The 24,792-nt window shown below is 59.3% G+C and carries 23 protein-coding genes and 1 pseudogene; 11 read left to right on the top strand and 13 right to left on the bottom strand.

Features of this window, described 5'->3' with window-relative positions:
• The first annotated feature begins 10 nt into the window (after positions 1-10).
• Positions 11-1,135: a glycine cleavage system aminomethyltransferase GcvT gene (gcvT, locus tag BLT55_RS01125; RefSeq protein WP_054999137.1), complete on the top strand. Its 1,125-nt coding sequence runs from the start codon at positions 11-13 to the stop codon at positions 1,133-1,135.
• A 403-nt stretch (positions 1,136-1,538) separates the two neighbouring features.
• Entirely contained in the window at positions 1,539-1,751 is a 213-nt protein-coding gene (locus BLT55_RS01120) for a cold-shock protein (RefSeq protein WP_007253000.1), read from the top strand.
• Positions 1,752-1,903: 152 nt separating this feature from the next.
• Here BLT55_RS01120 and lptG read toward each other — a convergent pair whose 3' ends face one another.
• A complete protein-coding gene (lptG, locus tag BLT55_RS01115; RefSeq protein ID WP_007252999.1) occupies positions 1,904-2,965 on the bottom strand; it encodes an LPS export ABC transporter permease LptG in 1,062 nt (353 codons plus the stop codon).
• Positions 2,952-4,079 (bottom strand): LPS export ABC transporter permease LptF, encoded by a 1,128-nt coding sequence (gene lptF, locus BLT55_RS01110; protein ID WP_054999138.1) that lies wholly within the window; start codon positions 4,077-4,079, stop codon positions 2,952-2,954. Before lptF ends, lptG begins: the two co-directional genes overlap by 14 nt.
• Before the next feature lie 318 nt (positions 4,080-4,397).
• Between lptF and BLT55_RS01105 the strand changes: the two genes are divergently transcribed.
• From BLT55_RS01105 to BLT55_RS01095, 3 genes are read left to right on the top strand one after another with little or no spacing between them, the layout of a single operon-like run.
• Complete coding sequence (locus BLT55_RS01105; protein WP_007252997.1) at positions 4,398-5,888, top strand: leucyl aminopeptidase; 1,491 nt, start codon at positions 4,398-4,400, stop codon at positions 5,886-5,888.
• A gap of 59 nt (positions 5,889-5,947) precedes the next feature.
• A complete protein-coding gene (locus BLT55_RS01100) occupies positions 5,948-6,376 on the top strand; it encodes a DNA polymerase III subunit chi (protein ID WP_054999139.1) in 429 nt (142 codons plus the stop codon).
• A 7-nt stretch (positions 6,377-6,383) separates the two neighbouring features.
• Positions 6,384-6,809: a hypothetical protein gene (locus tag BLT55_RS01095; RefSeq protein WP_054999140.1), complete on the top strand. Its 426-nt coding sequence runs from the start codon at positions 6,384-6,386 to the stop codon at positions 6,807-6,809.
• Positions 6,810-6,858: 49 nt separating this feature from the next.
• On the opposite strand, the gene BLT55_RS01090 is transcribed toward BLT55_RS01095, so the two are convergent.
• The gene (locus BLT55_RS01090) at positions 6,859-7,191 is read right to left on the bottom strand and encodes a hypothetical protein (protein ID WP_054999141.1); all 333 of its coding nucleotides are present in this window, start codon (positions 7,189-7,191) and stop codon (positions 6,859-6,861) included.
• A gap of 160 nt (positions 7,192-7,351) precedes the next feature.
• Positions 7,352-8,095: pseudogene (locus tag BLT55_RS33345) on the bottom strand (RHS repeat-associated core domain-containing protein); the annotation flags it as partial.
• Positions 8,096-8,264: 169 nt separating this feature from the next.
• Between BLT55_RS33345 and BLT55_RS01080 the strand changes: the two are divergent.
• A complete protein-coding gene (locus BLT55_RS01080) occupies positions 8,265-11,111 on the top strand; it encodes a valine--tRNA ligase (protein ID WP_054999142.1) in 2,847 nt (948 codons plus the stop codon).
• A 102-nt stretch (positions 11,112-11,213) separates the two neighbouring features.
• Positions 11,214-12,200 carry a 23S rRNA (adenine(1618)-N(6))-methyltransferase RlmF gene (rlmF, locus tag BLT55_RS01075; protein WP_104442709.1) on the top strand — a complete coding sequence of 329 codons (987 nt, stop codon included), beginning with the start codon at positions 11,214-11,216 and terminating at the stop codon, positions 12,198-12,200.
• Positions 12,201-12,448: 248 nt separating this feature from the next.
• On the opposite strand, the gene BLT55_RS01070 is transcribed toward rlmF, so the two are convergent.
• A complete protein-coding gene (locus BLT55_RS01070; RefSeq protein WP_007252990.1) occupies positions 12,449-12,730 on the bottom strand; it encodes an HU family DNA-binding protein in 282 nt (93 codons plus the stop codon).
• A 393-nt stretch (positions 12,731-13,123) separates the two neighbouring features.
• Here BLT55_RS01070 and yejK point away from each other — a divergent pair, with 393 nt between their 5' ends.
• Positions 13,124-14,125, top strand: coding sequence for a nucleoid-associated protein YejK (gene yejK / locus BLT55_RS01065; protein WP_054999144.1), 1,002 nt, complete (start codon positions 13,124-13,126; stop codon positions 14,123-14,125).
• Positions 14,126-14,130: 5 nt separating this feature from the next.
• Positions 14,131-14,481, top strand: a complete 351-nt coding sequence (locus tag BLT55_RS01060) for a glutaredoxin family protein (protein WP_054999145.1) — start codon at positions 14,131-14,133, stop codon at positions 14,479-14,481.
• Between the two features lie 79 nt (positions 14,482-14,560).
• On the opposite strand, the gene BLT55_RS01055 is transcribed toward BLT55_RS01060, so the two are convergent.
• The 8 genes from BLT55_RS01055 to BLT55_RS01015 all read right to left on the bottom strand — a co-directional run bounded on the left by BLT55_RS01055 (position 14,561) and on the right by BLT55_RS01015 (position 22,017).
• Complete coding sequence (locus tag BLT55_RS01055; protein ID WP_054999146.1) at positions 14,561-15,493, bottom strand: glutathione S-transferase family protein; 933 nt, start codon at positions 15,491-15,493, stop codon at positions 14,561-14,563.
• A 64-nt stretch (positions 15,494-15,557) separates the two neighbouring features.
• Complete coding sequence (locus BLT55_RS01050) at positions 15,558-15,899, bottom strand: GIY-YIG nuclease family protein (RefSeq protein ID WP_007252986.1); 342 nt, start codon at positions 15,897-15,899, stop codon at positions 15,558-15,560.
• Entirely contained in the window at positions 15,892-16,383 is a 492-nt protein-coding gene (locus BLT55_RS01045) for a nuclear transport factor 2 family protein (RefSeq protein WP_054999147.1), read from the bottom strand. Before BLT55_RS01045 ends, BLT55_RS01050 begins: the two co-directional genes overlap by 8 nt.
• A 73-nt stretch (positions 16,384-16,456) precedes the next feature.
• Positions 16,457-17,686: a CynX/NimT family MFS transporter gene (locus BLT55_RS01040; RefSeq protein WP_042914261.1), complete on the bottom strand. Its 1,230-nt coding sequence runs from the start codon at positions 17,684-17,686 to the stop codon at positions 16,457-16,459.
• Between the two features lie 167 nt (positions 17,687-17,853).
• Complete coding sequence (locus tag BLT55_RS01030; protein ID WP_005891362.1) at positions 17,854-18,618, bottom strand: amino acid ABC transporter ATP-binding protein; 765 nt, start codon at positions 18,616-18,618, stop codon at positions 17,854-17,856.
• A 10-nt stretch (positions 18,619-18,628) separates the two neighbouring features.
• The gene (locus BLT55_RS01025; protein ID WP_007252982.1) at positions 18,629-19,726 is read right to left on the bottom strand and encodes an amino acid ABC transporter permease; all 1,098 of its coding nucleotides are present in this window, start codon (positions 19,724-19,726) and stop codon (positions 18,629-18,631) included.
• 10 nt (positions 19,727-19,736) lie between these two features.
• A complete protein-coding gene (locus BLT55_RS01020) occupies positions 19,737-20,918 on the bottom strand; it encodes an amino acid ABC transporter permease (protein WP_054999148.1) in 1,182 nt (393 codons plus the stop codon).
• Positions 20,919-20,988: 70 nt separating this feature from the next.
• On the bottom strand, positions 20,989-22,017 hold the full coding sequence (locus BLT55_RS01015) for an amino acid ABC transporter substrate-binding protein (protein WP_054999149.1): 1,029 nt from the start codon (positions 22,015-22,017) through the stop codon (positions 20,989-20,991).
• Between the two features lie 483 nt (positions 22,018-22,500).
• Here BLT55_RS01015 and BLT55_RS01010 point away from each other — a divergent pair, with 483 nt between their 5' ends.
• Positions 22,501-23,160, top strand: a complete 660-nt coding sequence (locus tag BLT55_RS01010; RefSeq protein ID WP_054999150.1) for an alpha/beta hydrolase — start codon at positions 22,501-22,503, stop codon at positions 23,158-23,160.
• A gap of 115 nt (positions 23,161-23,275) precedes the next feature.
• Positions 23,276-24,736, top strand: a complete 1,461-nt coding sequence (rhlB, locus tag BLT55_RS01005; protein WP_054999151.1) for an ATP-dependent RNA helicase RhlB — start codon at positions 23,276-23,278, stop codon at positions 24,734-24,736.
• The last annotated feature ends 56 nt before the right edge of the window (positions 24,737-24,792 follow it).

The raw sequence follows: 24,792 nt of genomic DNA, 5'->3' as shown, positions 1-24,792 counted from the left end.
AGGAATCAAAATGTCCACAGAGAAGCTGCTGATCACCCCTTTGCACGCCCTTCACCGCGCGCTGGGCGCGAAGATGGTGCCTTTCGCCGGCTACGACATGCCCGTGCAATACCCGGCCGGTGTGATGAAGGAACACCTGCACACCCGCGCTCAGGCGGGGCTGTTCGATGTCTCGCACATGGGGCAGATCCGCCTCGGCGGTGCCGGTGCCGCCAAGGCGCTGGAAACGCTGGTGCCCGTCGACATCATCGATCTGCCAGTCGGTATGCAGCGCTATGCGATGTTCACCAATGAGTCCGGCGGCATCCTCGACGACCTGATGGTCGCCAACCTTGGTAACGGGCAATTGATGCTGGTTGTAAACGCCGCCTGCAAGGAACAGGACCTCGCCCACCTTCGCCAGCACCTGTCCGGTCAATGCACGATCGAACCGCTGTTCGAAGAACGCGCCCTGCTTGCGCTGCAAGGTCCGCAGGCCGTAACGGTACTGGCGCGCCTTGCACCCGAGGTAGCGAGCATGACGTTCATGCAATTCGCCAGTGTCACGCTGCTGGGCGTTCAGTGCTACGTCAGTCGCTCGGGCTACACCGGTGAAGACGGCTATGAAATCTCGGTCCCGGCCGAGCAGGCAGAAGCCTTGGCGCGTCGTCTGCTGGAAGAGCCTGAAGTCGCCCCTATCGGCCTTGGCGCGCGTGACTCGCTGCGTCTGGAAGCAGGCCTGTGCCTGTACGGGCATGACATGGACACCGAGACCTCACCGATTCAAGCCAGCCTGCTGTGGGCGATCTCCAAAGTGCGCCGCGCTGACGGCGCCCGCGCGGGCGGTTTTCCAGGTGCCGAACAGGTCTTCGCGCAACAGCAAAAAGGCGTGAACAAGAAGCGCGTCGGCCTGTTGTCACAGGAACGCACTCCGGTGCGGGAAGGCACGCAGATCGTCGATGAGCAGGATTCGGTCATCGGCACCGTGTGCAGCGGCGGCTTCGGCCCTAGCCTGGGCGGTCCATTGGCAATGGGTTATCTGGAAAGCCAGTACACAGCGCTGGATACCCCGGTCTGGGCCATGGTACGTGGCAAGAAAGTCCCGATGCGTGTAACTAAAATGCCTTTCGTTGCACAACGTTACTTCCGTGGCTAAATAAAGGCGTCAAAAAAACACCGACAGGTTTCGCACCCAAACTGCTGTTCCCGAAGACTTCAACCTTTCGGGAACAGTGAACGGGTTATGCCCGAAACGCACCTATAAAGTGCAAAATATTATAAGGCGCCTGCGCTTGCACTTAATCAGTGAACACCCGTACGCCCTCGTCGAAGCCCCGTAAAACGGGTGCAAAAGCCTGCAAACACAGGGGCTTGTTTTTGTAATGAGAGTTGGCGTAGAGTTTCTGAACTGTGTTTGCATGGGTCGCTGAATCTGGACCTGGGCAGTAGCTCTAGGTTGCTACAACCCGCTCTACGTTTCTTACTTCCTGCAACCAGCCCCAGTACTCTTTCCTGTGAAAGAGGCTGTCATTAATTCAAGCGTCAAAGGAAATAAGAAAATGGCTGAACGTCAGAGCGGTACCGTCAAGTGGTTCAATGACGAGAAAGGTTTTGGTTTTATCACTCCTGAGAGCGGGCCGGATCTGTTCGTACACTTCCGCGCGATTCAGGGTAACGGCTTCAAGAGCCTGAAAGAAGGCCAGAAAGTTACCTTCGTTTCGGTACAGGGCCAGAAAGGTCTGCAGGCTGACGAAGTTCAGGCAGAAGGCTAAGCAACACTTACACAAAAGCCTCTGGCAGCGATGTCAGAGGCTTTTGTGCATCTGTGATCCGGTAAACAGCGAACTTCTGCGTCGTGCGGTGCGGACCATTGCGCATGAAAAAGCCGACACGAGGTCGGCTTTTTCAGTGACGTTGTGACGCGTTACCCCGCGCGACGCAGCAACAGCACACCTGCCAGCGCACACACCCCGGCAGGCAGCAGCACAGCCAGCAGCGGCGGGAAGCCAAACAGCAGGCTCGACGGGCCCAGCAGGTCCTGAATGATGCGGAAGGTGAAACCGACCACAACCCCTGTGAACACCCGCTGCCCCAGCGTTACAGAACGCAGCGGACCAAAGATGAAGGAAATGGCCATCAACACCAGTGCCACGGTTACGGCGGGTTGCAATACTTTGGTCCAGAACGCCAGCCAGTAACGGCCGTTGCTCAGGCCCTGATCGGCCAGATAGTGCGCGTAGCTCCAGAGACCGCTGATCGACAGCGACTCGGGCGGCATGATGACGGTGCTGAGCAGTTGCGGGCTGAGCGACACATCCCAGCGCTCGTCCGGCGTATTGATGACTTCGGTACGGCCGTCATTGAAATGCGTGGTAGTCACGTCCTTCAATTCCCAGTAATCGGTCTTGAAGTGGGCTTCCTTGGCAAAACTGGACGTCAGCATGTGGCGCTGGTCGTCGAAGCGATAACGCGTGACACCCAGCATCAGCCCGTTAGGCTGCACCGTGTTGATGTGAATGAATTCCTCGCCCTGCCGATGCCACAGACCGTGTTTGGCGCTTTGCGCATCACCCAGCCCCTGCGCCAGCGAACGTGCCGCCTGAGCCTTGTTCTCGGCGTAAGGCGCGACGTATTCACCGACCAGCACGCCAGCGATCATCAGCAACAGCATCGGCTTCATGACCGCCCAGACGATCCGCCCGATGGACACACCGGCGGCACGCATGATGGTCAGCTCGCTGCTGCTGGCCAGCGAACCCAGACCGATCAGACAGCCGATCAGGGCAGCCATCGGCAAGGTGTCGTAGACCCTGCGCGGCGCGGTCATCATGACGTAGCTGAGGGCATCCGGCAGCGTGTAGGTGTCGCTGATATCGCCCATCTCGTCGATGAACGCGAACAGCGAAACCAGCCCCAGAATGATCCCCAGCACCGCCAGGATCGCCAGCAGCACGCTTTTACCGATGTAACGATCAAGCTTGACCACGAGTCACCTCCGTGACGCTACGACGACTCGCCATTTTCAAACGTATAGGCTCCCAGTAGAACAGCACAAGGCCGATGGCCAAGTAGATGGCATGCACCCACCACATGCCCAGACTGAGCGGCAGCTTGCCTTTCTCCAGCGAACTGCGCACCGAGATCAGAATGGCCAGGTACGACATGTACAACAGGATCGCCGGCAGCAGCTTCAGGTAGCGGCCCTGGAGAGGGTTGACGCGCGACAGCGGAATGGCCATCAAGGTCACGATGAACACCGACAGCGGCAGAGAGATACGCCATTGCAGCTCGGCAACGGAACGCGCGGTGCGATTACCGAACAGCTCGCTGGTCGGGATGGCTTCGCGGTCGGTGACCTCTTCACTGATTTCCGGCTTGGGCAATGCCGCACCATAGGTGTCGTACTTGATCACGCGGTAATCGGCAGCCCCCGGATTACCGTCATAGCGATAGCCGTTTTCCAGAATCAGGAAGCGGCTGCCATTGGGCTGGACCTCCTGATGCCCCTTCTCGGCCACCAGCACGGTAATACCGTTGTCCTTGCTCTTGTCGCTGGACATGCGCTTTTCGGAAATGAAGACGCCGGTCAGTTGCGAGCGATCATCGGAAAGCTCCTTGGTGTAGGTGATACGCGTACCGTCACGCAATGCCTGGAAGCGACCCGGCACCAGCGTGTCGAACTCGGTCATCGCATCCTGCTGGTTGATCAGCTGCGAAAACTGCGCAGCCCCCTGTGGAGCGAGGCTGAAACTCAGCCAGGCGACCACCAGCCCGACCAGCGCCGCCGGGCCCATGGTGATGGCGAGCAAACGCTGCTGGCTCATGCCGGTCGCGGCCAGCACGGTCATTTCACTTTCCAGATACAGACGGCCGTATGCCATCAGAATGCCGAGAAACAGCCCCAGTGGCAGAATCACCTGCAAAAAGCCCGGCAGGCGGAAGCCCATGATCATGAACAGCACGCCCGGATCAAGCGCCCCGGAAGCGGCCTGCGCCAGGTACTTGATGAACCGTCCGCTCATGATGAACACCAGCAGCACGGCGCTGACCGCGCTCAGGGTAAGCAGTACTTCTCGAGAAAGATAACGAAAGACAATCAAACCAGACACTCCAGAGTTGTCAGGCTCAGGCAGCCAAACAGGGAAAATTGTGAGCCACGGCAACCGGAAATTCACGCCTGCAAAAGGCGTGGGCATCAAAAAATATGCGGCATTATCCTGTGATTGTGCGTTTCTGTCACTGCACACCGGGGATAGATCGCACATACCGGTCAGGCAGACGGCTTTACGGGGTTGTCAGCAGTCGTGCAGCGGGGTCAAACTGCAAGGCTTATCGCGGCCATCGCCCTTGAAAACACACAGGCCCTGCCGCGCACATCATTCATATTGCGACTCTCATCGCCTATTCGGGGACCCCACATGGAATTGGTTGTTAAAAGCGTAAGCCCAGAAACCTTGAAAATCGCAACGCTGGTGGTCACCGTCAGCGAAAGCCGCATGCTGGCCGGCGCTGCCCAAGTGGTCGACTCCCTGAGCGGCGGCGCGCTTTCCGCCGTGCTGAAACGTGGCGACCTGGCAGGCAAGTCAGGCCAGAGCCTGCTGCTGACCAACCTGCCCAATATCAAGGCCGAGCGCGTTCTGCTGGTCGGCACCGGTAAGGACGGCGAGCTGTCGGACCGTCAATTGAAGAAGCTCGTCGGCGGCGTTCTCACGTGCCTGAAGGGCCTGGGCGGCAGCGATGCAGCGATTGTTCTTGATGACCTGTCCGTGAAGAACCGCGATACCTACGGCAAGGCTCGCCTGCTGGTCGAGGCACTGGCCGATGGCGAATACGTCTTCGACCGCTTCAAGACCCAGAAGGCCGAAGCGCGCCCGCTGAAGAAAATCACCCTGCTGACCGACAAACTCAGCGTGGCCGACGTCGAGCGCGCTTCTGCTCACGCGCAAGCGATCGCCACCGGCATGGCACTGACCCGCGACCTGGGCAATCTGCCACCGAACATCTGCCACCCGACCTACCTGGGCGAAGAAGCCAAGGCGCTGGGCAAGGCACACAAGAATCTGAAGGTAGAGATTCACGACGAGAAGAAACTCGCTGAACTGGGCATGGGGTCGTTTCTCGCCGTAGCACAGGGCAGCGCCCAGCCGCCGCGCCTGATCGTGATGAATTATCAGGGCGCGAAGAAAGGCGACAAACCGTACGTACTGGTCGGCAAAGGCATCACCTTTGACACCGGCGGCATCAGCATCAAGCCGGCCGCAGGCATGGACGAGATGAAGTTCGACATGTGCGGCGCTGCCAGCGTGTTCGGCACCCTGCGCGCCGTGCTGGAATTGAAACTGCCGATCAACCTGGTGTGCATTCTGGCCTGCGCCGAAAACATGCCGAGCGGCACCGCCACGCGCCCTGGCGACATCGTCACTACCATGAGCGGCCAGACCGTCGAAATCCTCAACACCGACGCCGAAGGCCGTCTGGTGCTGTGCGACGCGCTGACCTACGCCGAGCGTTTCAAACCACAGGCCGTTATCGATATTGCCACCCTGACGGGCGCATGCGTGGTTGCACTGGGCGGTCATACCTCCGGCCTGCTGGGCAACAACGATGCGCTGATCAATCAGTTGCTCGACGCGGGCAAGCAAGCGGATGACCGTGCCTGGCAGTTGCCGTTGTTCGATGAGTATCAGGAGCAACTGGACAGCCCGTTCGCCGACATCGCCAATATCGGCGGTCCGAAAGGCGGCACCATCACCGCAGCCTGCTTCCTGTCGCGCTTCACCAAAGCCTACGAGTGGGCTCACCTGGACATCGCCGGTACTGCATGGCTGAGCGGCGGCAAGGACAAAGGCGCCACCGGGCGTCCGGTTCCGCTGCTGACCCAGTACCTGCTCGACCGCGCGGGCGTTTAAGTAAAGCAACCCTGGCGTATCGGGCTCACCCTCGATACGCCACTGGTTCCGGACCCCACATGACTCAAGTCGATTTTTACATTCTGCCCAGTGCCGACCCGGCTGCTCGCCTGGACTTTGCCTGCAAACTGACGGAAAAAGCCTGGCGGCTCGGTCACAAGGTTTACCTGCACTGCAGCGATGCCGCGCAGCGCAAAGACCTCGACGCCCGACTCTGGCGCTTCAAGGGCGAAGTGTTTCTGCCCCATGGCGACGCCGAGAGCGATCACGATGCCCCGGTGGTGCTGGGCCTTGGCGCAGATCCGGGTGCGCACGACGACCTGTTGGTCAACCTCGACCTGAGCATTCCGGCCTTTTTCAGCCGATTCGCCCGCGTGGCGGAAGTGGTTGTCGAAGACCCGGCCATACGCCTTGCCGCACGCGAGAGTTTCCGTTCCTACCGCGAACAGGGCTATCCTCCGCAAGATCACCGACTGCAGCGTCTTTGAGGACCCGATGGACACTTCAAACAAAGCTGGATCCGCGCATTTACTGGACGACCTCGAATCGATCCGCCAATTGCTCGGCGACGACGCCAACCAACCCCCGCTGCTGAACGACACGGTTCAACGCGAAGGGCAGATTCCGTTGTTGTTCGACGTGGTCGGCAACCGGCCCAATACCGCGCATCAACAGGACTTCGACGAAGAAGATATCCCGACCCTGACGCCTGATGAGTCTGTCGCGCAGGTGCAACAGGTTCAGCAGGCTCAAGCGCTGCCTAATCCCGATGCGCTGTTGCACCTGGACACCGAACTGCGCGCCGCCGCGCAATTGATCATGCAGGACGTGATTGATGACTTTGCCCCGCATATAGAGACCGAGATCAAGCGTCGGCTGGAGGCCAGGCTGGAGCGGTTGTTGGCGCAGCAGCAGAAGTGAGGGTGTGTGGTTTGGGACCTGGCTCGGTCGGGCGCGCGTCGAGACCCTATCAGGGAGAACTCAATGTGGAGCGGATCTTATTTACCAACCGCGTCATGTTTCCTTTGAGATGAACGCGGTAATACCAGGCGTCCAACAGGCTCGCACGTTGTGTCACCACCCCATCGATATATTGCAGCATTTCAGGAGACCCTGCGTGCGCTTGGCGGTTAGTAGCTACTGCCTCATTAAATTGGTGGTCAGTGGCATTCAGTATCTTCGTGAATTCATCAGGTACTGCTTGTGCTTCACTCTTAGCCTTCTTAATTTGATCACTCGTTTTTCGCGCGGCGTTCGCCTTCGCGTTGTCGAACCTTGATTTGAAGGAGCCATTCTTGAACATGCTGGGCGATGAGCCCGTTTCGCTTTTCACAGCATTGTGCAAGTCGGATAGTACATCTAAGGAGGCGCTGATTTATTCGATTTTTCGTCCCTGCAACGCTCTGGAGGCCTTGATTTATCTGGGGGCAACAGCTGGGTTTTAGAATAAATCAGCGTCTCCCTAAATTATTCGCATCTACCCAACGCTTATCTAATTGTCCGGCTACCTCTCCGGCGACTATCCCTTTCATCCTGATGGACGTTTGACCCAGTGCTGCCGCGTCCGTGAAAGACAGGTGCTTGATTATCTCTCCCATCATTTCGACCGGCAGCCCCTCAATGGTGAGCGGCCTGCTCTTATTGAATTGCATGCGCATGCTTTTCAGCCTGAACGATGAAATATGCCCACCAGGATCACTCCGATTAACCGGATCCCCCTGACAATACGCATACGCATTCAAGCCTCCCCGCCCGAATGGGCTCAGGCTGTCCGGGCTATTGAACCGCATCAGCACCGGATTGAACGCCCGGTAGCCGTTACCCAGCAAGTAATGCCCGGTCACGGGATCCGCGCGCTCGCCGTTGAAACCGGAAAAGGGGCCGCCCTGCGCGCGATGACCATAGGGACTGTAAGCCAACGACTGGCGCTCTTGCCCGCTCACAGCTTCCAGCACGCTGCCTTGCATGTCCGTGCCCAGCAGGTCCGCCCTGACACTGGAGCCTTCAGTCTTATATTCCGCCAGCAAACGGTCTGCTCCGTGAAACACACAACGACGCACAGCGCCCTGTATCTCGACCGTCAAACGGTTCTTTTGATAGAAACGCGAAACCACGTCCTGCGCCTCGGGATCGACGACGGCAATCCGGTCCAGCGCGTCATAGCGATACCGACACAGTACGCGCCCGGTTTTCAAAGTCTCGTTCATGGCCGCGTTCGTCCTGCAACTCAAGGTTTGATACGAAATCATGCCCCCTCGCCCGCTCGCCGCCTACTGACAGAACTGCCAGCTTGTGGCCCCGCGCTTATGGCTTGTCGCTTGCCCACAGGTCTATACTTACCGGTTTCCGAATCAAGGCCACAGGTTCCCGCCGCGCATGGACAAGACTTACCAGCCGCACGCCATCGAAACTTCCTGGTATCAGACCTGGGAGTCCGAGAACTATTTCGCTCCGCAAGGCGCGGGTGACTCGTACACCATCATGATCCCGCCGCCGAACGTCACCGGCAGCCTGCACATGGGTCACGGTTTCAACAACGCGATCATGGACGCGCTGATCCGTTTCCGTCGCATGCAGGGTCGCAACACGCTGTGGCAGCCGGGCACCGACCACGCCGGTATTGCCACGCAGATGCTGGTGGAGCGTCGTCTCGAAGCGCAAGGCGTGAGTCGTCATGAGCTGGGCCGCGAAAAGTTTCTCGACAAGATCTGGGAATGGAAAGCCGAGTCCGGTGGCAATATCAGCCGTCAGATCCGCCGCCTGGGTTCGTCGGTCGACTGGAGCCGTGAGCGTTTCACCATGGACGACGGCCTGTCCGAAGCCGTGAAAGAAGCATTCGTGCGCCTGCGTGAGGACGGCCTGATCTACCGCGGCAAGCGGCTGGTCAACTGGGACACCAAGCTGCACACCGCGATTTCCGATCTCGAAGTCGAAAACCACGACGAGAAAGGCCATCTGTGGAACCTGCTCTACCCGCTGGCTGATGGCGCAAAAACCGCCGAAGGCCTGGATTACCTGATCGTTGCCACCACCCGCCCGGAAACCATGCTCGGTGATGCGGCGGTTGCCGTGAACCCGCAGGACGAGCGCTACAAGGCGCTGATCGGCAAGTTCGTCGAACTGCCGCTGGTCGGCCGTCGCATTCCGATCATTGCCGATGATTACTGTGACCCTGAATTCGGCACCGGCTGCGTGAAAATCACCCCGGCGCACGATTTCAACGACTACGAAGTCGGCAAGCGTCATAACCTGCCGCTGCTGAACATTTTCGACAAGAATGCCAGCGTGCTGCCTGCTGCTCAGGTGTTCAATCTCGATGGCACCCTGAATGAAAGCGTTGACGGCAGCCTGCCTGCGGCTTACGCCGGTCTCGACCGTTTCGAAGCACGCAAGCAGATCGTTGCTGCATTCGACGCTGCCGGCCTGCTGGTCAGCGTTGATGATCACGCCCTGAAAGTGCCGAAGGGCGACCGCTCCGGCACCATCATCGAGCCGTGGCTGACCGATCAGTGGTACGTGTCCACCAAGCCGCTGGCCGAACCGGCGATTGCCGCGGTCGAAGACGGCCGCATCGCCTTCGTGCCCAAGCAGTACGAAAACATGTACTTCTCGTGGATGCGTGACATCCAGGATTGGTGCATCAGCCGCCAGCTCTGGTGGGGCCATCGCATCCCGGCCTGGTACGACGAGTCCGGCAAGGTCTATGTAGGCCGCGACGAAGCCGAAGTTCGCGCCAAAAACAACCTTGGCCCGGACGTCACGCTGCAACAGGACAACGACGTGCTCGACACCTGGTTCAGCTCGGGGCTGTGGACGTTCTCCACGCTCGGCTGGCCGGAAAAGACCAAGGCGCTGGAAACCTTCCACTCCACCGACGTGCTGGTCACCGGTTTTGACATCATTTTCTTCTGGGTTGCCCGGATGATCATGCTCACCATGCACCTGGTGAAAAACGAAGACGGTACGCCGCAAGTACCATTTAAGACCGTTTATGTCCACGGTCTGGTGCGTGACGGCCAAGGCCAGAAGATGTCCAAGTCCAAGGGCAACGTTCTGGACCCGCTGGACATCGTTGACGGCATTGACCTCGAAACGCTGGTGCAGAAACGCACCAGCGGCCTGATGCAGCCGCAACTGGCGAAGAAGATCGAGAAGCAGACCCGTCAGGAATTCGCCGAAGGCATCGCCAGCTACGGCACCGACGCCCTGCGCTTCACCTTCTGCTCGCTGGCCTCTACGGGTCGCGACATCAAGTTCGACATGGGCCGCGTCGAAGGCTACCGCAACTTCTGCAACAAGATCTGGAACGCCGCGCGCTACGTGCTGGACAAGGGCGAAGACTGCGGGCAAAACGGCGAACCGGTCGAGCTGTCGCTGGCTGATCGCTGGATCATCTCGCAACTGCAACGCACCGAAGCCGAAGTGACCCGTCAACTGGATCAGTTCCGTTTCGACCTCGCCGCGCAGGCCTTGTACGAGTTCATCTGGAACCAGTATTGCGACTGGTATCTGGAGCTGTCCAAGCCGGTACTGTGGGACGAAACCGCACCGGTCGAGCGCCAGCGCGGCACGCGTCGCACGCTGGTTCGGGTACTGGAAGTGGCGTTGCGTCTGGCGCATCCGTTCATGCCGTTCATCACCGAAGAAATCTGGCAGCGCCTTGCGCCGCTGGCCGGTGTGGAAGGCAAGACCATCATGCTGCAACCCTGGCCCGTGGCCAACGAAGCACGCATCGATCAGGCTGCCGAAGACGACATCGAATGGCTCAAGGGGTTGATGCTCGCCGTGCGCAATATCCGCGGCGAAATGAACATCGGTCCGGGCAAGCCGCTGCAATTGTTCCTCAAGAACGTCAGCGCCGAAGACCAGCGTCGTCTGAGCGAAAACGATTACCTGCTCAAGAAGCTGGCCAAGCTTGAATCCATGACCGTGCTGACCGATGGCGCTGAAGCGCCACTGTCTGCCACCGCACTGGTGGGCGACATGGAAGTGCTGGTGCCGATGGCCGGGTTGATCGACAAGGGTGCCGAACTGGCGCGCCTCGACAAGGAAATCCAGCGCCTGCAAGGCGAAGTGCAACGCGTAGGCGGCAAGCTGTCCAACGCAGCTTTCGTCGACAAGGCACCGCCTGAGGTCATCGCCAAGGAACGCGCCAAGCTGACCGAGGCCGAACAGGCGCTGGGCAAGCTGGCCGAGCAACACGCGCGCATCGCCAGCCTGTAAGGTGGTCAGAGAAGCCAGCCCATACGTGGGCTGGCTTTTTGTTATCTGGCCTTTGTCATCCCAATGTCCTGTATTGACCTACTCGCAGCCGAAATCGAATCCATGACCGATACCCCGAAACCTCCGCGCAAGAAGCCTCAACGGCCGGCAAAACCACCCGCGCCGCGTGAGAAAGCCACCTTGCACCCGCGCAATCGTCATCAGGGGCACTACGATTTTCCGAAGCTGATCAAGTCCAGTCCTGAACTGGCCGCATTCGTGATTCTCAATCCCTATGGCAAGGAAAGCATCGACTTCGCCAACCCGCAGGCGGTGCGGGTGTTCAATCGCGCGCTGCTCAAGGCGTTCTATGGCATCGCGCACTGGGACATTCCGGCCGACTATCTGTGCCCGCCTATTCCGGGGCGTGCGGATTACCTGCACTTCCTTGCCGACCTGCTCGCTGAAGACAACGAAGGCGTGATCCCGCGTGGGCCGTCGGTCAAGGCACTGGATATCGGCACCGGCGCCAACTGCATCTACCCGCTGCTGGGGCACAGCGATTATGGCTGGCAGTTCGTGGGTTTAGACATCGACACTACGGCCGTCGCAGCAGCGACCACCATCGTCAAAGCGAACGGTTTGCAAAAGGCCGTCAGCGTGCGCTTGCAGGGCAATCGCAAACAGATCCTGCTCGGGCTCCTCGACAGCAGCGAACGCTTCCACGTGAGCCTCTGCAACCCGCCCTTCCATGCTTCGCTGGACGAAGCGCAACGCGGTAGCCAGCGCAAATGGCGCGCACTGGGCAAGGCCGATCCCAAGCGCAAACTGCCAGTGCTCAACTTTGGCGGGCAGTCTCAGGAATTGTGGTGCGAAGGCGGCGAGATCGGTTTCGTGACGCAACTGATCCAGGAAAGCGCCAAATTACCTGGTCAGGTGGTGTGGTTCAGTACCTTGGTGTCCAAAGCAACCAACCTGCCCCCGATCCAGAGCGCCCTGAAAAAAGCCAGCGCGCTTGAAGTGAAGATCGTGGAAATGGGCCAGGGTCAGAAACAAAGCCGCTTCGTGGCCTGGACCTTCCTCGACAAGGCACAGCGCATAACCGGCTGACGGACTCGACTCTCGTGCCCAGGTATCGTGCGACGCTCTGCGTCGCATGCCGTTCTGGACGCTCTGCGTCCGGTCTTGAATGATGCAGCGCGGCGCAGTTTTGTGACGCGGAGCGTCACGCCAGGCATTCCCACGCGGGAGCGTGCGCAACGATAGGTGTCCGGTCTTGCGGAAAGAGGCTAATCAAACGCCCACAAAAAAGCCGTGCCCGGTTATCCGGTGCACGGCTTTCTACAGCAAGCGATTGCTTACTTGTTGATCGAGTCGGTCAGCACTTTGGCAGGGACGAACTTGATAACTTTTTTGGCAGCGATTTCGATGGCTGCGCCAGTCGAAGGGTTGCGACCGGTGCGGGCTGGACGCTCTGCAACTTTCAGCTTGCCGATACCTGGCAAAGTGATTTCCGCGCCGTTTTCCAATTGGTCGGCAACAATTTGGCCCAATTGCTCAAGAGCATTACGCGCGGTGGTTTTTGGCGCGTCGATAGCTTCAGCGATATCGGCGATCAATTGGTCTTTAGTAAGAGCCATGGTGGTGTTCCTTCCCTATCAAATTCATTTGGATTGCAGAGCGCAACATCGGCCGGTAGCCAGGCAAAGAACCTTGCCACCCGCTAACAGTCACGATTAATCGCGAAAGTGTAGATACTGAAACCGGGTAATGGTTCGGCCTACGTGTGCACAATCTGCATGCTTGACGCGCTAAGTGCGCAAGACCGCGCAAAACTAGCACAGAGCCGGGCAAATATCCGCTCCTACCTATCCTTTTGGTCAGGTTTTGATGGCAATTGCGCAAAAAACGCTCAGCCAGTGCCATTCAATCGTGAAAACCAGCTGCATCAAGGCCCGTAGGCACATGCGTGCGTTACACTGGGCGCATTGCAACGAGCTGCACGCTCTTCACTTTTTTCAGCCGAGAAGCCCATGCCGATCCGCCATTGCATCGTCCACCTGATCGAGAAAAAACCCGACGGTACGCCAGCTGTTCTTCATGCCCGCGAGTCCGAACTCGCCGAGTCCCAGGCCATCGAGAACATGCTGGCGGACCTCAATGAAAGTTATAACGCCAAACAGGGCAAGGCATGGGGCTTGTTCCATCCCGAGTCCGGCGCGCACCCTTTCAGCGGCTGGTTGAAGGAATATATCGACGGCGGCAGCAACTTCACGGCGTTCTCGCGGGTGGCAGTCGAACACCTGCAAAAGCTCATGGAGGAGTCCAATCTGTCAGTCGGTGGCCACGTGCTGTTCGCCCATTACCAGCAAGGCATGACCGACTACCTGGCCATCGCCCTGCTGCACCACAGTGAAGGCGTGGCTGTGAATGCCGAGTTGGACGTGACCCCGTCCCGACACCTTGATCTGGGCCAGTTGCACCTCGCCGCGCGCATCAACATCTCCGAGTGGCAGAACAACAAGCAGTCCAAACAGTACATCTCGTTCATCAAAGGCAAGAATGGCAAGAAGGTTTCGGAGTACTTCCGCGACTTCATCGGCTGCCAGGAAGGCGTGGACGGCCCCGGCGAAACCCGCACCCTGCTGAAGGCTTTCAGCGATTTCGTCGAAAGCGAAGACCTGCCGGAGGAGTCGGCGCGCGAAAAGACCAAGACGCTGGTCGACTACGCCAGCAGCCAGAGCAAGATGGGCGAGCCGATGGGCCTTGAAGAGCTGTCCGAGCTGATCGACGAAGAGCGTCCACGGGCGTTCTACGATCACATCCGCAACAAGGACTACGGCCTGTCACCCGAGATTCCGGCAGATAAGCGCACCCTCAACCAGTTCCGCCGCTTCACGGGCCGCGCGGAAGGCCTGTCGATCAGCTTCGAAGCTCACCTGCTGGGCGACAAGATCGAGTACGACGAAACCGCAGGCACCCTGATCATCAAGGGGCTGCCGACGCAACTGACCGATCAGTTGAAGCGCCGGTAATCCGTATGCTGATACGCACCCTCAAGAAGTTTGCCCTGATCATGCTGGTGGTGGTCATTTATCAGAACTGGGGCCGAATCGAGAACTTCGTCAATCCTCCGCCAGCGGAGGTCGCGCAGCGTTACAGCCAGGCAAACGTTGTACTGTACGCCACCGACTGGTGCGGCTACTGCAAACAGACCCGGCGTTTTCTCGACAGCAAAGGGATTGCGTATCAGGAGTTCGACATCGAAAAGTCGGAAGAAGGCCGCAAGGCCTATGAAGCGCTGGGCGGCAGAGGCATCCCGATGATCGACGTCAACGGCACCCTGATCCGGGGTTTCGCCCCGGATGAGATATTGGCTGCTTTGAAGTAGGAACTCTTAGCTTGCCGGTTGCAGAGGCCTGACAAGCCACTCTCGCGAGCAAGCTCGCTCTCACTGGAGTCCTGTAGCTTCAGCGTTTCTCGACCCGAAACCCCAGTCGCGGGAAGTGCACGTGTACCACACCGGCGCGATCGTCCTCGCGACGCAGGATCAGCTCTTCGCGGCCGGTAAACACCAGTTCGCCTTGAACCGCTTCGACACCATAGTCGACCGCCGCAATAGCGACGCTATCGCCCGCTTTGAAGCCGTTCGGGTCAACCAGGGCTTCATCGGGCAGCGGTGCAGGCGTGGCGTTTCTGGCGATTTCGATGGCATCGGCCGAACTCAGGTCGGTAAAGGTGCCATGACCAAAACCCAGCACGCGATCCAGCCAGGCGCGAACACTTGGATAATCATCGACAAAGGGCGCAGTCACCGGCGTTTGCTTGAGAAACCATAAGGTATGGGCGACCGAAAAGTCGGCTATAGAGGGTTCGCCAAACAGGAAAGCGCCGCCGTGCGACAGCTGCGACTCAAGACGTGACATGAGCGTCGGCCATTGATGCTTGACCTGCTCGACAGGCGGGCGGGATGCCGTACCACCGTTGAACAGCGTCGAACGATCAGAGATAAATGCCTTGGCGGCGTCTGGCGGCACTTTGGCGAAACGCACAGCCATTGATTCAGGCTGAAACACCAGGCTCACCGCGTGCAGAAACAACACCGAGTCGGCCCACGCCGCCAGGCCGGCCACTGCAAACTCCTGACCTTGCGGGAAGAACGCGGGCGAGGCTTTTTCCTGCTCGAGTCGCCGCGCCATCAGGGCCGTGTCACAGTAGATATCCGCACCGGCCTGCAACACGGGTGTTCTGCGATAGCCACCGGTCAATGCCGTCAGGTCAGGCTTGGGCATGATCGAAGGGATGGTCACCGAACGCCATGCGAGGCCTTTGAAACCCAGCATCAGCCGGGCTTTTTCGGCAAACAGCGACGTGGGGTAATGGTGAAGAATCAGTTCGGACATGTTCAGCCTCTGCGCACATGGGAAGCAGACAGCTTGACCTCCTGCGCCCTGCCCGCCCACAGGCTCAACCGGATGGTGCGGCATCACGCTGATGAATCGGCGATGCGGCATAACTGGCTGCCAGTGCTTCCTTGGCGCTTTTCCTCAGCTTCTTGATCAGGCGCTCGTGACGCAACGCTTCTCCCTTACTGGGCCACTGTTCGATGTAGACCAGCGCCATCGCCGGGCTGGAACAGAAAAAGCGCGCGCCCTTGCCGCTCTGATGCGCGGCGAACCGTCGCTGCGGATCATCGCTGATGCCGCAGTACAACGAGCCGTTGGCGGCGCGCACCAGATAAACGTACCAAGGCTTGCCAACGGCCGATTCCACAGCAGGGGCCGCGGCTGAGACTTGCACGTCAGGCACGGCGGTTCTCGGTAAAGGCGTTCAGGCCTTTGAGCGCCTGCGCGCGAACGGCGTTACGCACCAGCGGTGTCCAGCCAAGCAACAGACCTTTTGCACCCAGCGCCTGTCGCGACCAGCGCCACATATCGAACTGATCGCGGTGCTCGCAGATCTTGCCATCGCGAAACACGAAGCGGGCCTGAATGTCGTTCACCACCGTGCGCCCGGTCTGACTGAACAGATAGGTCGCCACCCAGTGCGCGCTGCCGGTCCGGTCATCGGCGCGCACCTGATCGAAGACCACCGAAAAGTTCTTCGCCTTCGATGTCAGCATCCGCCACATGTCGCCCACCTGAGGGCCGCGCAGTTCGCCAAATGCAGGATCGCTGAACACCACGTCGTCGGTGTAACAGGCGCTCATCGCCTCGCCATCCAGCTGCGCGAATACCGCGTATAAACGGGTGATCAGCGCACTGTTGGCCTGACTTTGTTCTTCGTAGCTCATGCGTGCAAATCCCTTGGCGAAAGATGCGTGCACGATAAGCGGCGCAGCAGAAAATGGCGAGGGGTTGATGGCTTCAGACCTTCTCGCTGCTCACCTGCACATGCAGTGCCCGCCCCGCACACAGGCCGGCGATCATCGCGCCGAGGCCCAATATGGCGAAAATCCAGCCGATGGCGTTCCAGCTGCCGGTCATGTCGTGGACCACACCGACCGCAAACGGACCAGTCGAAGCAATGGTGTAACCGAAGCCCTGCGCCATGCTCGACAGGTTGGCTGCCACGTGAGAATCCCGCGAGCGCAGCACGATCAGGGCCAGCGCCAGGCTGAAGGTGCCGCCCTGCCCGATCCCCAGCAGAATCGCCCAGCCCCACAGCCCGCCCAGTGGTGCATATAGGCAGCCGAACAGGCCGATCAGGGTGAGCGACATGACCAGCATGATCGCCAGGCGCTGATCCTTGCCACGTGTGGCCAGATACGGCACGGCCAATGAGCTGACAACCTGCGCGATGATCGACCCGGACAGCAGCAGACCGGCCTCGGTCGGCGTCATGCCGCGACCGATGAGGATCGACGGCAACCAGCCAAAAACGATATATGACAGCGACGATTGCAGGCCCATGTACAGCGTCACCTGCCAGGCCAGCGGATCACGCAACAGGCCGCGCACGCGATAGACGTCGCGATGCGTGCCATGCACTGCACGTGTCTGCGGGAACCAGAACAGCGCTGCGATCAGCGCCGGAATCAGCCAGAACCCCAGGCCAATCTGCCAGCTTCCGTCGAAGTGCTGACTCAGCGGTACCGTCGACCCGGCGGCAATGGCGGCCCCCAGACACAGTGCCATGGTGTAGACACCGGTCATGGCACCGGCCTTTTGCGGGAAATCGCGCTTGACGATGCCCGGCAGCAATACGCCGATCACGCCAATGCTGGCGCCCGCCAGCAGGCTGCCGCCAAACAGCCCGACTTCGCCAAACAGACTGCGCAGCGCCAGGCCTGCCGCCAGCGTCAGCAACACCATCAGCACCACACGCTCGCTGCCGAAACGACGAGCCAGGATCGGTGCCAGTGGCGCGAACAGGCCCAGGCACAACACTGGCAAGGTGGTCAACAGACCGGCTTCGGCAGCCGACATGCCAAGACTTTTCGACACATCGTTGAGCAGCGGCGCAATGCTGGACAATGCGGGACGCAGATTGAGCGCGACCAGCACCAGGCCCAGCAGCAAAAGCCAGGGGCGTTGCAGAACAGGATTGGGTTGGGCAGCAGTCGGTTGGGGGCTGAGTGGGGCCTTGGCAGTCATCGGTTTCTCGGTCATCAGGTATGTCGACCCGTTTCAGGGGACGGTATCCTGTTGGAGAATCATCTTGAATACAAGGTTCAGCTGCAATTGCATACAGGAAGGACGGCAAAAAGCGGCCGTAAAAAAACCGGGCGCAGGGCCCGGTCTTCTGTGCAACAGCTACCGACTCAATGAATGATCTGGCTGAGGAACAGCTTGGTACGGTCGCTTTGCGGGTTGTCGAAGAAGTCGTTTGGCGCAGCCTGTTCGACGATTTCGCCCTTGTCCATGAAGATCACCCGGTTCGCCACGGTACGGGCAAAGCCCATCTCGTGGGTCACGCAGAGCATGGTCATGCCCTCTTCTGCCAGACCGACCATGGTGTCGAGTACTTCCTTGACCATTTCCGGGTCAAGCGCCGAAGTCGGTTCGTCGAACAGCATGATTTTCGGCTTCATGCACAAGGCACGGGCAATCGCCACACGCTGCTGCTGACCACCGGAAAGCTGACCCGGAAACTTGTGGGCCTGCTCCGGAATACGCACGCGCTCCAGATAGTGCATGGCGATTTCTTCAGCCTTCTTCTTCGGCATCTTGCGGACCCACATCGGTGCCAGCGTGCAGTTTTGCAGGATGGTCAGGTGCGGGAACAGGTTGAAGTGCTGAAACACCATGCCGACTTCACGGCGGATGGTTTCGATCTGCTTCAGGTCGGAAGTCAGTTCGGTGCCATCCACGATGATGCGGCCCTGCTGATGCTCTTCCAGACGGTTGAGGCAGCGGATGGTGGTCGACTTGCCCGAACCGGACGGGCCGCACAGCACGATACGCTCGCCCTGACGCACATTCAGGTTGATGTCCTTGAGTACATGGAACTGGCCGTACCATTTATGGACGCCCTCCATGCGGATCATGCCTTCAGCGCCCAGAGGCTTATTGATAGCTTCACTCATCACAAAACTCCTAACGCTTGTGGCCTGTGTCCAGCTTACGTTCCAAATGCATGGAATAGCGGGACATACCGAAACAGAAGATCCAGAACACCAGGGCCGCGAAGACGTAGCCTTCGGTGGCCATACCCAGCCAGGCCGGGTCGGCGGTGGCTTGCTTGACGCTGTTGAGCAGGTCGAACAGGCCGATAATGATCACCAGACTGGTGTCTTTGAACAAGGCAATGAAGGTGTTGACGATGCCCGGAATGACCATCTTCAACGCCTGCGGCAGAATCACCAGACCCATGCTGCGCCAGTAGCCCAGGCCCATCGCCGAGGCCGCTTCGTACTGACCTTTGGGGATGGCCTGCATGCCACCGCGCACCACTTCGGCAATGTACGCCGACTGGAACAGGATGACGCCGATCAGCGCCCGCAGCAGCTTGTCAAAGTTCATCCCTTCCGGCATGAACAGCGGCAGCATGACCGAAGACATGAACAGCACAGTGATCAACGGCACGCCGCGCCAGAACTCGATGAACGTCACACACACCACGCGCACCGCGGGCATGTTGGAACGACGACCGAGCGCCAGCAGAATACCCAACGGCAAGGCACCGACGATACCCACGGTGGCGATCACCAGCGTCAGCATCAGACCGCCCCACTGGCTGGTCGGTACGTTGGTCAGCCCGAACGCGCCGCCGTGCAGCAGGTAGAACGCGACAATCGGGTAGATCACCAGGAAGCAGATGCCGTAGACAGCCTTGCGCGGAAACTTCGAGATGAACAGCGGTGCAGCGCCGACAATCGCCAGGATGGCGGTCAGATCGACCCTCCAGCGCAGTTCATTGGGAAAGTAGCCGTACATGAACTGGCCGAAGCGCTGCTCGATGAACACCCAGCAGGCGCCCGCCTTGGTGCAGTCTTCCTTGGTCGTGCCGATCCAGTTGGCATCCAGCAAGGCCCAGCTGAGAATAGGCGGAACGATCAGGTAGATCAGATACAGCGAGAACAGGGTCAGCAGGGTGTTGATCCAGCTGGAGAACAGGTTCTGCCGCATCCACGCGACCGGGCCGAACACTTTGCCCGGTGGTGGCATATCAGGTTTGAAAGTATGGGTTGTCATGCGCGTTTCCTCACCGCTCGATCAGCGCAATGCGCTTGTTGTACCAGTTCATCAGCATGGAAATGCTGATACTGATCGCCAGGTACACGCTCATGGTGATGGCAATGACTTCAATGGCCTGTCCGGTCTGGTTGAGCACCGTACCGGCAAACAGGGAAACCATTTCCGGATAACCGATGGCTGCTGCCAGCGACGAGTTTTTCGCCAGGTTCAGGAACTGACTGGTCAACGGCGGGATGATCACTCGCAGCGCCTGCGGAATGATGACCTTGCGCAGCGTCGGCCCGGGACGCAGCCCCAGCGAACGGGCGGCTTCGGTCTGACCATGGCTGACCGACTTGATGCCGGAGCGCACGATTTCAGCAATGAAGGCTGCGGTGTAGATCGTCAGTGCCAGGGTCAGGGAGATCAACTCGGGAATCAGCACCCAGCCGCCGGTGAAGTTGAAGCCCTTGAGCTGCGGCAGCTCCCAGTGCACCGGGCTGCCGAAAATCAGCATGCTCAGGCCGGGAATCCCCAGCAACAACGCCAGGCCGACCCAGAACTTGTGGAACGGCTGGCCGGTGGCTTCGAAACGCTTGTTGGCCCAGCGCACCATCATCACGATCGCGATCACCGCGACAACGATGCTGATCAGGAACGCCCAGGCACCTTCGGCAGGCAGGGCGCGGGGCATGTTGAGTCCGCGGCTGCTGACGAAGAACATGTCCAGATAGCCATGAGCCTGACGCGGACCGGGCAGCGTGAGGAATACGGCGGTGTACCAGAACAGGATTTGCAGCAGTGGCGGAATGTTGCGGAAGACCTCGACATAAACGGTGGCCAGCTTGCTAATCATCCAGTTCGGAGACAGGCGAGCGACACCAATGACAAAGCCCAGCAAGGTCGCCAGGACAATACCGATAACCGACACCAGCAGGGTGTTCAGCAAGCCGATGACGAACACACGGGCATAGGTGTCCGATTCGGTGTAGTCGATCAGGTGCTGAGCAATACCGAAACCGGCACTGTTCTCGAGAAAACCGAAACCCGAGGTGATACCACGGTGTTGCAGGTTGGTCTGGGTGTTGTCGAAAATGAACCAGCCCAACGAGATCACCGCCACGACAGTGATGATCTGAAATAACCACGCGCGCACTTTCGGATCGCTCAGCGTGAGCTTTTGCTTGGGTGCGACGATTTGCTTTTCCATGAAAGGCCCCAGGAAAAATCCAACAGAACAACGCCCGACAGACTGCAAAGTCTGCCGGGCGCCGGGTCAATCAACGAATAGGTGGAGCGTACTGAATGCCGCCGGCATTCCACAGTGCGTTCTGGCCACGCTTGATTTTCAGCGGAGTGCCTTCGCCCAGGTTGCGTTCGAACACTTCGCCGTAGTTACCGACTTGCTTGACGATCTGGACGACCCAGTCTTTAGGCAACTTCAGGTCCTTGCCGTAAGTACCGTCGGCACCCAGCATACGGGCAACGTCAGGGTTCTTGGTCGCCTTGGCTTCTGCTTCAACGTTCTTGGAAGTGATTTTGGCTTCCTCGGCGTTGAGCATGGCGAACAGGGTCCAGCGCACGATCGAGAACCACTCTTCGTCGCCTTTACGCACGACAGGGCCCAGCGGTTCCTTGGAAATCACTTCCGGCAGAACGATGTAATCGTCCGGCTTGGCCAGCTTGCTGCGCTGTGCGTAAAGCTGCGACTGGTCGGAAGTCAGTACGTCGCAACGGCCGCCTTCCAGCGACTTGGCGCTTTCATCGGAGGTGTCGAACGTGATCGGCGTGTATTTCAGGCCGTTCGAACGGAAGTAGTCGGAGACGTTCAGCTCGGTGGTGGTACCGGCCTGGATGCAGATGGTCGCACCGTCCAGTTCCTTGGCGCTTTTGACGCCCAGTTTGTTGTTCACCAGGAAGCCGATACCGTCGTAGTACGTCACGCCAGTGAAGACCAGGCCCATGCCCGCATCGCGGGAGCTGGTCCAGGTGGTGTTACGCGAAAGGATGTCGATCTCGCCGGACTGCAGCGCAGTAAAGCGCTCTTTGGCGTTCAACTGGCTGAACTTGACCTTGGTGGCGTCGCCAAATACAGCGGCCGCTACGGCGCGGCAGACGTCAGCGTCGATACCGGTGATCTTGCCGGTAGAGTCCGGAACGGAAAAGCCTGGCAGGCCATCACTGACGCCGCACTGTACAAAGCCTTTCTTCTGGATAGCATCAAGGGTAGCGCCTGCGTTGGCAGCCCCGGTCACACCGAATGCGGCTAGCGCCGTGACAACAGCAAGGGTGGATTTCAACATCTTCATTCAAAAACTCCATTTTGCTCTTTGTTGTGTGGAAGCCTCAGTCGCATCGCACCTTTGTGAGGCGCTTGTGACCCGTGCTGGCTTATTTTTGGGTCATGCGGTACCGAGTCTGAATATCGAGTCGATGACAGGATCGACCTGCCACTGTTTTTCGTCATCCAGAATCGGCCCCGTGGACTGAAGCTTCATGATTTCCCGAACCAGAGAAGTACGGGACGAACCGTGCCGCGAATCCTGACGCAGGAACTCCCGGCACGCTTTTCGATCGCTACAAGTATGCGTCTTGCAGTGTTACCGAACGATGAGCGCGCCTGGACTCCAGTCCTGCTGTAGCAAAGCCCGTACCAGTACGTCAGCTATGTCGAATTAGCGACAGGTCAAGACAAAAACTTGTAATCTTGCGACATCTTCGTTCACTTTTAATAGACCCGCGCACCTTATTAATGCGCCAAAAAAGCGCCAGCGCACACAAATGGAGCAGTCATGAGCGAGCCTTTGATCATCGAACCTTCCACTTCCGTCGACGCCTGCGTTATCTGGCTACACGGACTGGGTGCCGACCGCTACGATTTCCTGCCGGTTGCCGAAGCGCTGCAAGCGTCGCTGCACAGCACCCGTTTCGTCCTGCCACAGGCTCCGACCCGCGCCGTGACCGTCAATGGCGGCTACGAAATGCCCAGCTGGTATGACATCAAGGCCATGAGCAGCGAGGCCCGCGCCATCGATCACGATCAGATGGAAGCCTCGGCGCAGCAGGTGCTGGACCTGATCGAGCAGCAGCGCGACAGCGGCATCGATCCGGCGCGAATCTTTCTGGCGGGCTTTTCCCAGGGCGGTGCGGTCGTGCTCCATACGGCCTACAAACGCTGGCAGGGTCCGCTCGGTGGCGTGCTCGCGCTCTCTACTTATGCACCGACATTCAGCGATGAGATGACCCTGTCCGCCAGCCAGCAACGCATCCCGGCCCTTTGTCTGCACGACAAACAGGACGGCGTGGTTCCCTGTCCGATGGGCCGGGCTGTTTACGAGCGTCTCAAGGCTCAGGGTGTAACCGTTGAATGGCAGGAGTACCCAATGGAGCACCAAGTGTTACCGCAGGAAATCCACGACATTGGCGTCTGGCTCGCAGAAAAGCTTCGTTGACAGCGCCGCAAAGCCCTGAAACAGACCTCTTCTGTAGCTGGCCATGGATGGCACTACGCCGAGCACGGTTCTTGCTTTACACTGCCCGGCGTACATTCCTTAACCAATTGACGAGATGACCGTGCTCAAAGCACTAAAAAAGATGTTCGGTAAGAGCGAGGCTGAACAACGCGCGCCTATACCGACAGCCCCCCTCCCTGCCTCCCCCGCGCCTGTCGAAGGCGACTCACAGGATCACGCTGTCCAGGCTCAGGCTCTGGACACCGTCAACGAGCCCGCCAGGACACGCACGCCGCGTACCGACAAGCCAAGGGCCGAACGCCCGCGCCGGGAACGTGTGGCCAAGCCGCCTGCGCCGGAATGGAAACTCGAAGATTTCGTCGTCGAGCCGCAGGAAGGCAAGACCCGCTTTCACGATTTCAACCTGGCGCCCGAACTGATGCATGCCATTCAGGACCTGGGTTTCCCGTATTGCACGCCCATTCAGGCGGGTGTGCTGGGTTTCACCCTCAAGGGCAAGGATGCAATCGGCCGCGCCCAGACCGGCACCGGCAAGACGGCGGCGTTCCTGATCTCGATCATCGAGCAGTTGACCCAGACACCGCCACCGGCCGAGCGCTACATGGGTGAACCGCGCGCATTGATCATCGCGCCCACCCGTGAGCTGGTGGTGCAGATTGCCAAGGACGCCGCCGACCTGACCAAGTACACCGACCTGAACGTCATGACGTTCGTCGGCGGCATGGACTTCGACAAGCAGCTCAAGCAGCTTGAAGCGCGTCACTGTGACATTCTGGTCGCCACGCCAGGCCGCCTGCTGGACTTCAATCAGCGCGGCGAAGTGCATCTGGACATGGTCGAAGTGATGGTGCTCGACGAAGCCGACCGCATGCTTGACATGGGCTTCATCCCGCAAGTGCGTCAGATCATTCGCCAGACCCCGCACAAGGGCGAACGCCAGACCCTGCTGTTCTCCGCGACCTTCACCGAAGACGTGATGAACCTCGCCAAACAGTGGACCACCGACCCTTCCATCGTCGAAATCGAGTCACTGAACGTGGCCAGCGACAACGTCGAACAGCATATCTATGCCGTGGCCGGTGCGGACAAGTACAAGTTGCTCTACAACCTGGTCACCGACAACGGCTGGGAACGGGTCATGGTCTTCGCCAACCGCAAAGACGAAGTCCGCCGTATCGAAGAGCGTCTGGTGCGCGACGGCGTCAATGCGGCGCAGTTGTCAGGCGATGTGCCTCAGCATAAGCGCATCAAGACGCTGGAAGGCTTTCGCGAAGGCAAGATTCGCGTGCTGGTCGCCACCGACGTGGCCGGTCGCGGGATTCACATCGACGGCATCAGCCACGTGATCAACTTTACCTTGCCGGAAGTGCCGGACGATTACGTGCACCGCATCGGGCGTACCGGCCGTGCCGGGGCTGACGGCGTCTCGATCAGCTTTGCCGGTGAAGACGACTCGTACCAGTTGCCTGCCATCGAAGAGAAGCTGGGCCGCAAGATCAGTTGCGAGACACCACCGACTCATTTGCTGAGGCCCGTGGTGCGGCAAACCAGCTGACCGCTTCGCTTAACAAAAAAGCGCAGCCTTTGCGGGCTGCGCTTTTTTTGTGCCTG

It is taken from the genome of Pseudomonas cannabina (assembly GCF_900100365.1).
Lineage (GTDB): Bacteria > Pseudomonadota > Gammaproteobacteria > Pseudomonadales > Pseudomonadaceae > Aquipseudomonas > Aquipseudomonas cannabina.
The sequence above is the reverse complement of the archived record's forward strand: the minus strand, read 5'-3'. Positions and strand labels throughout refer to the sequence as shown.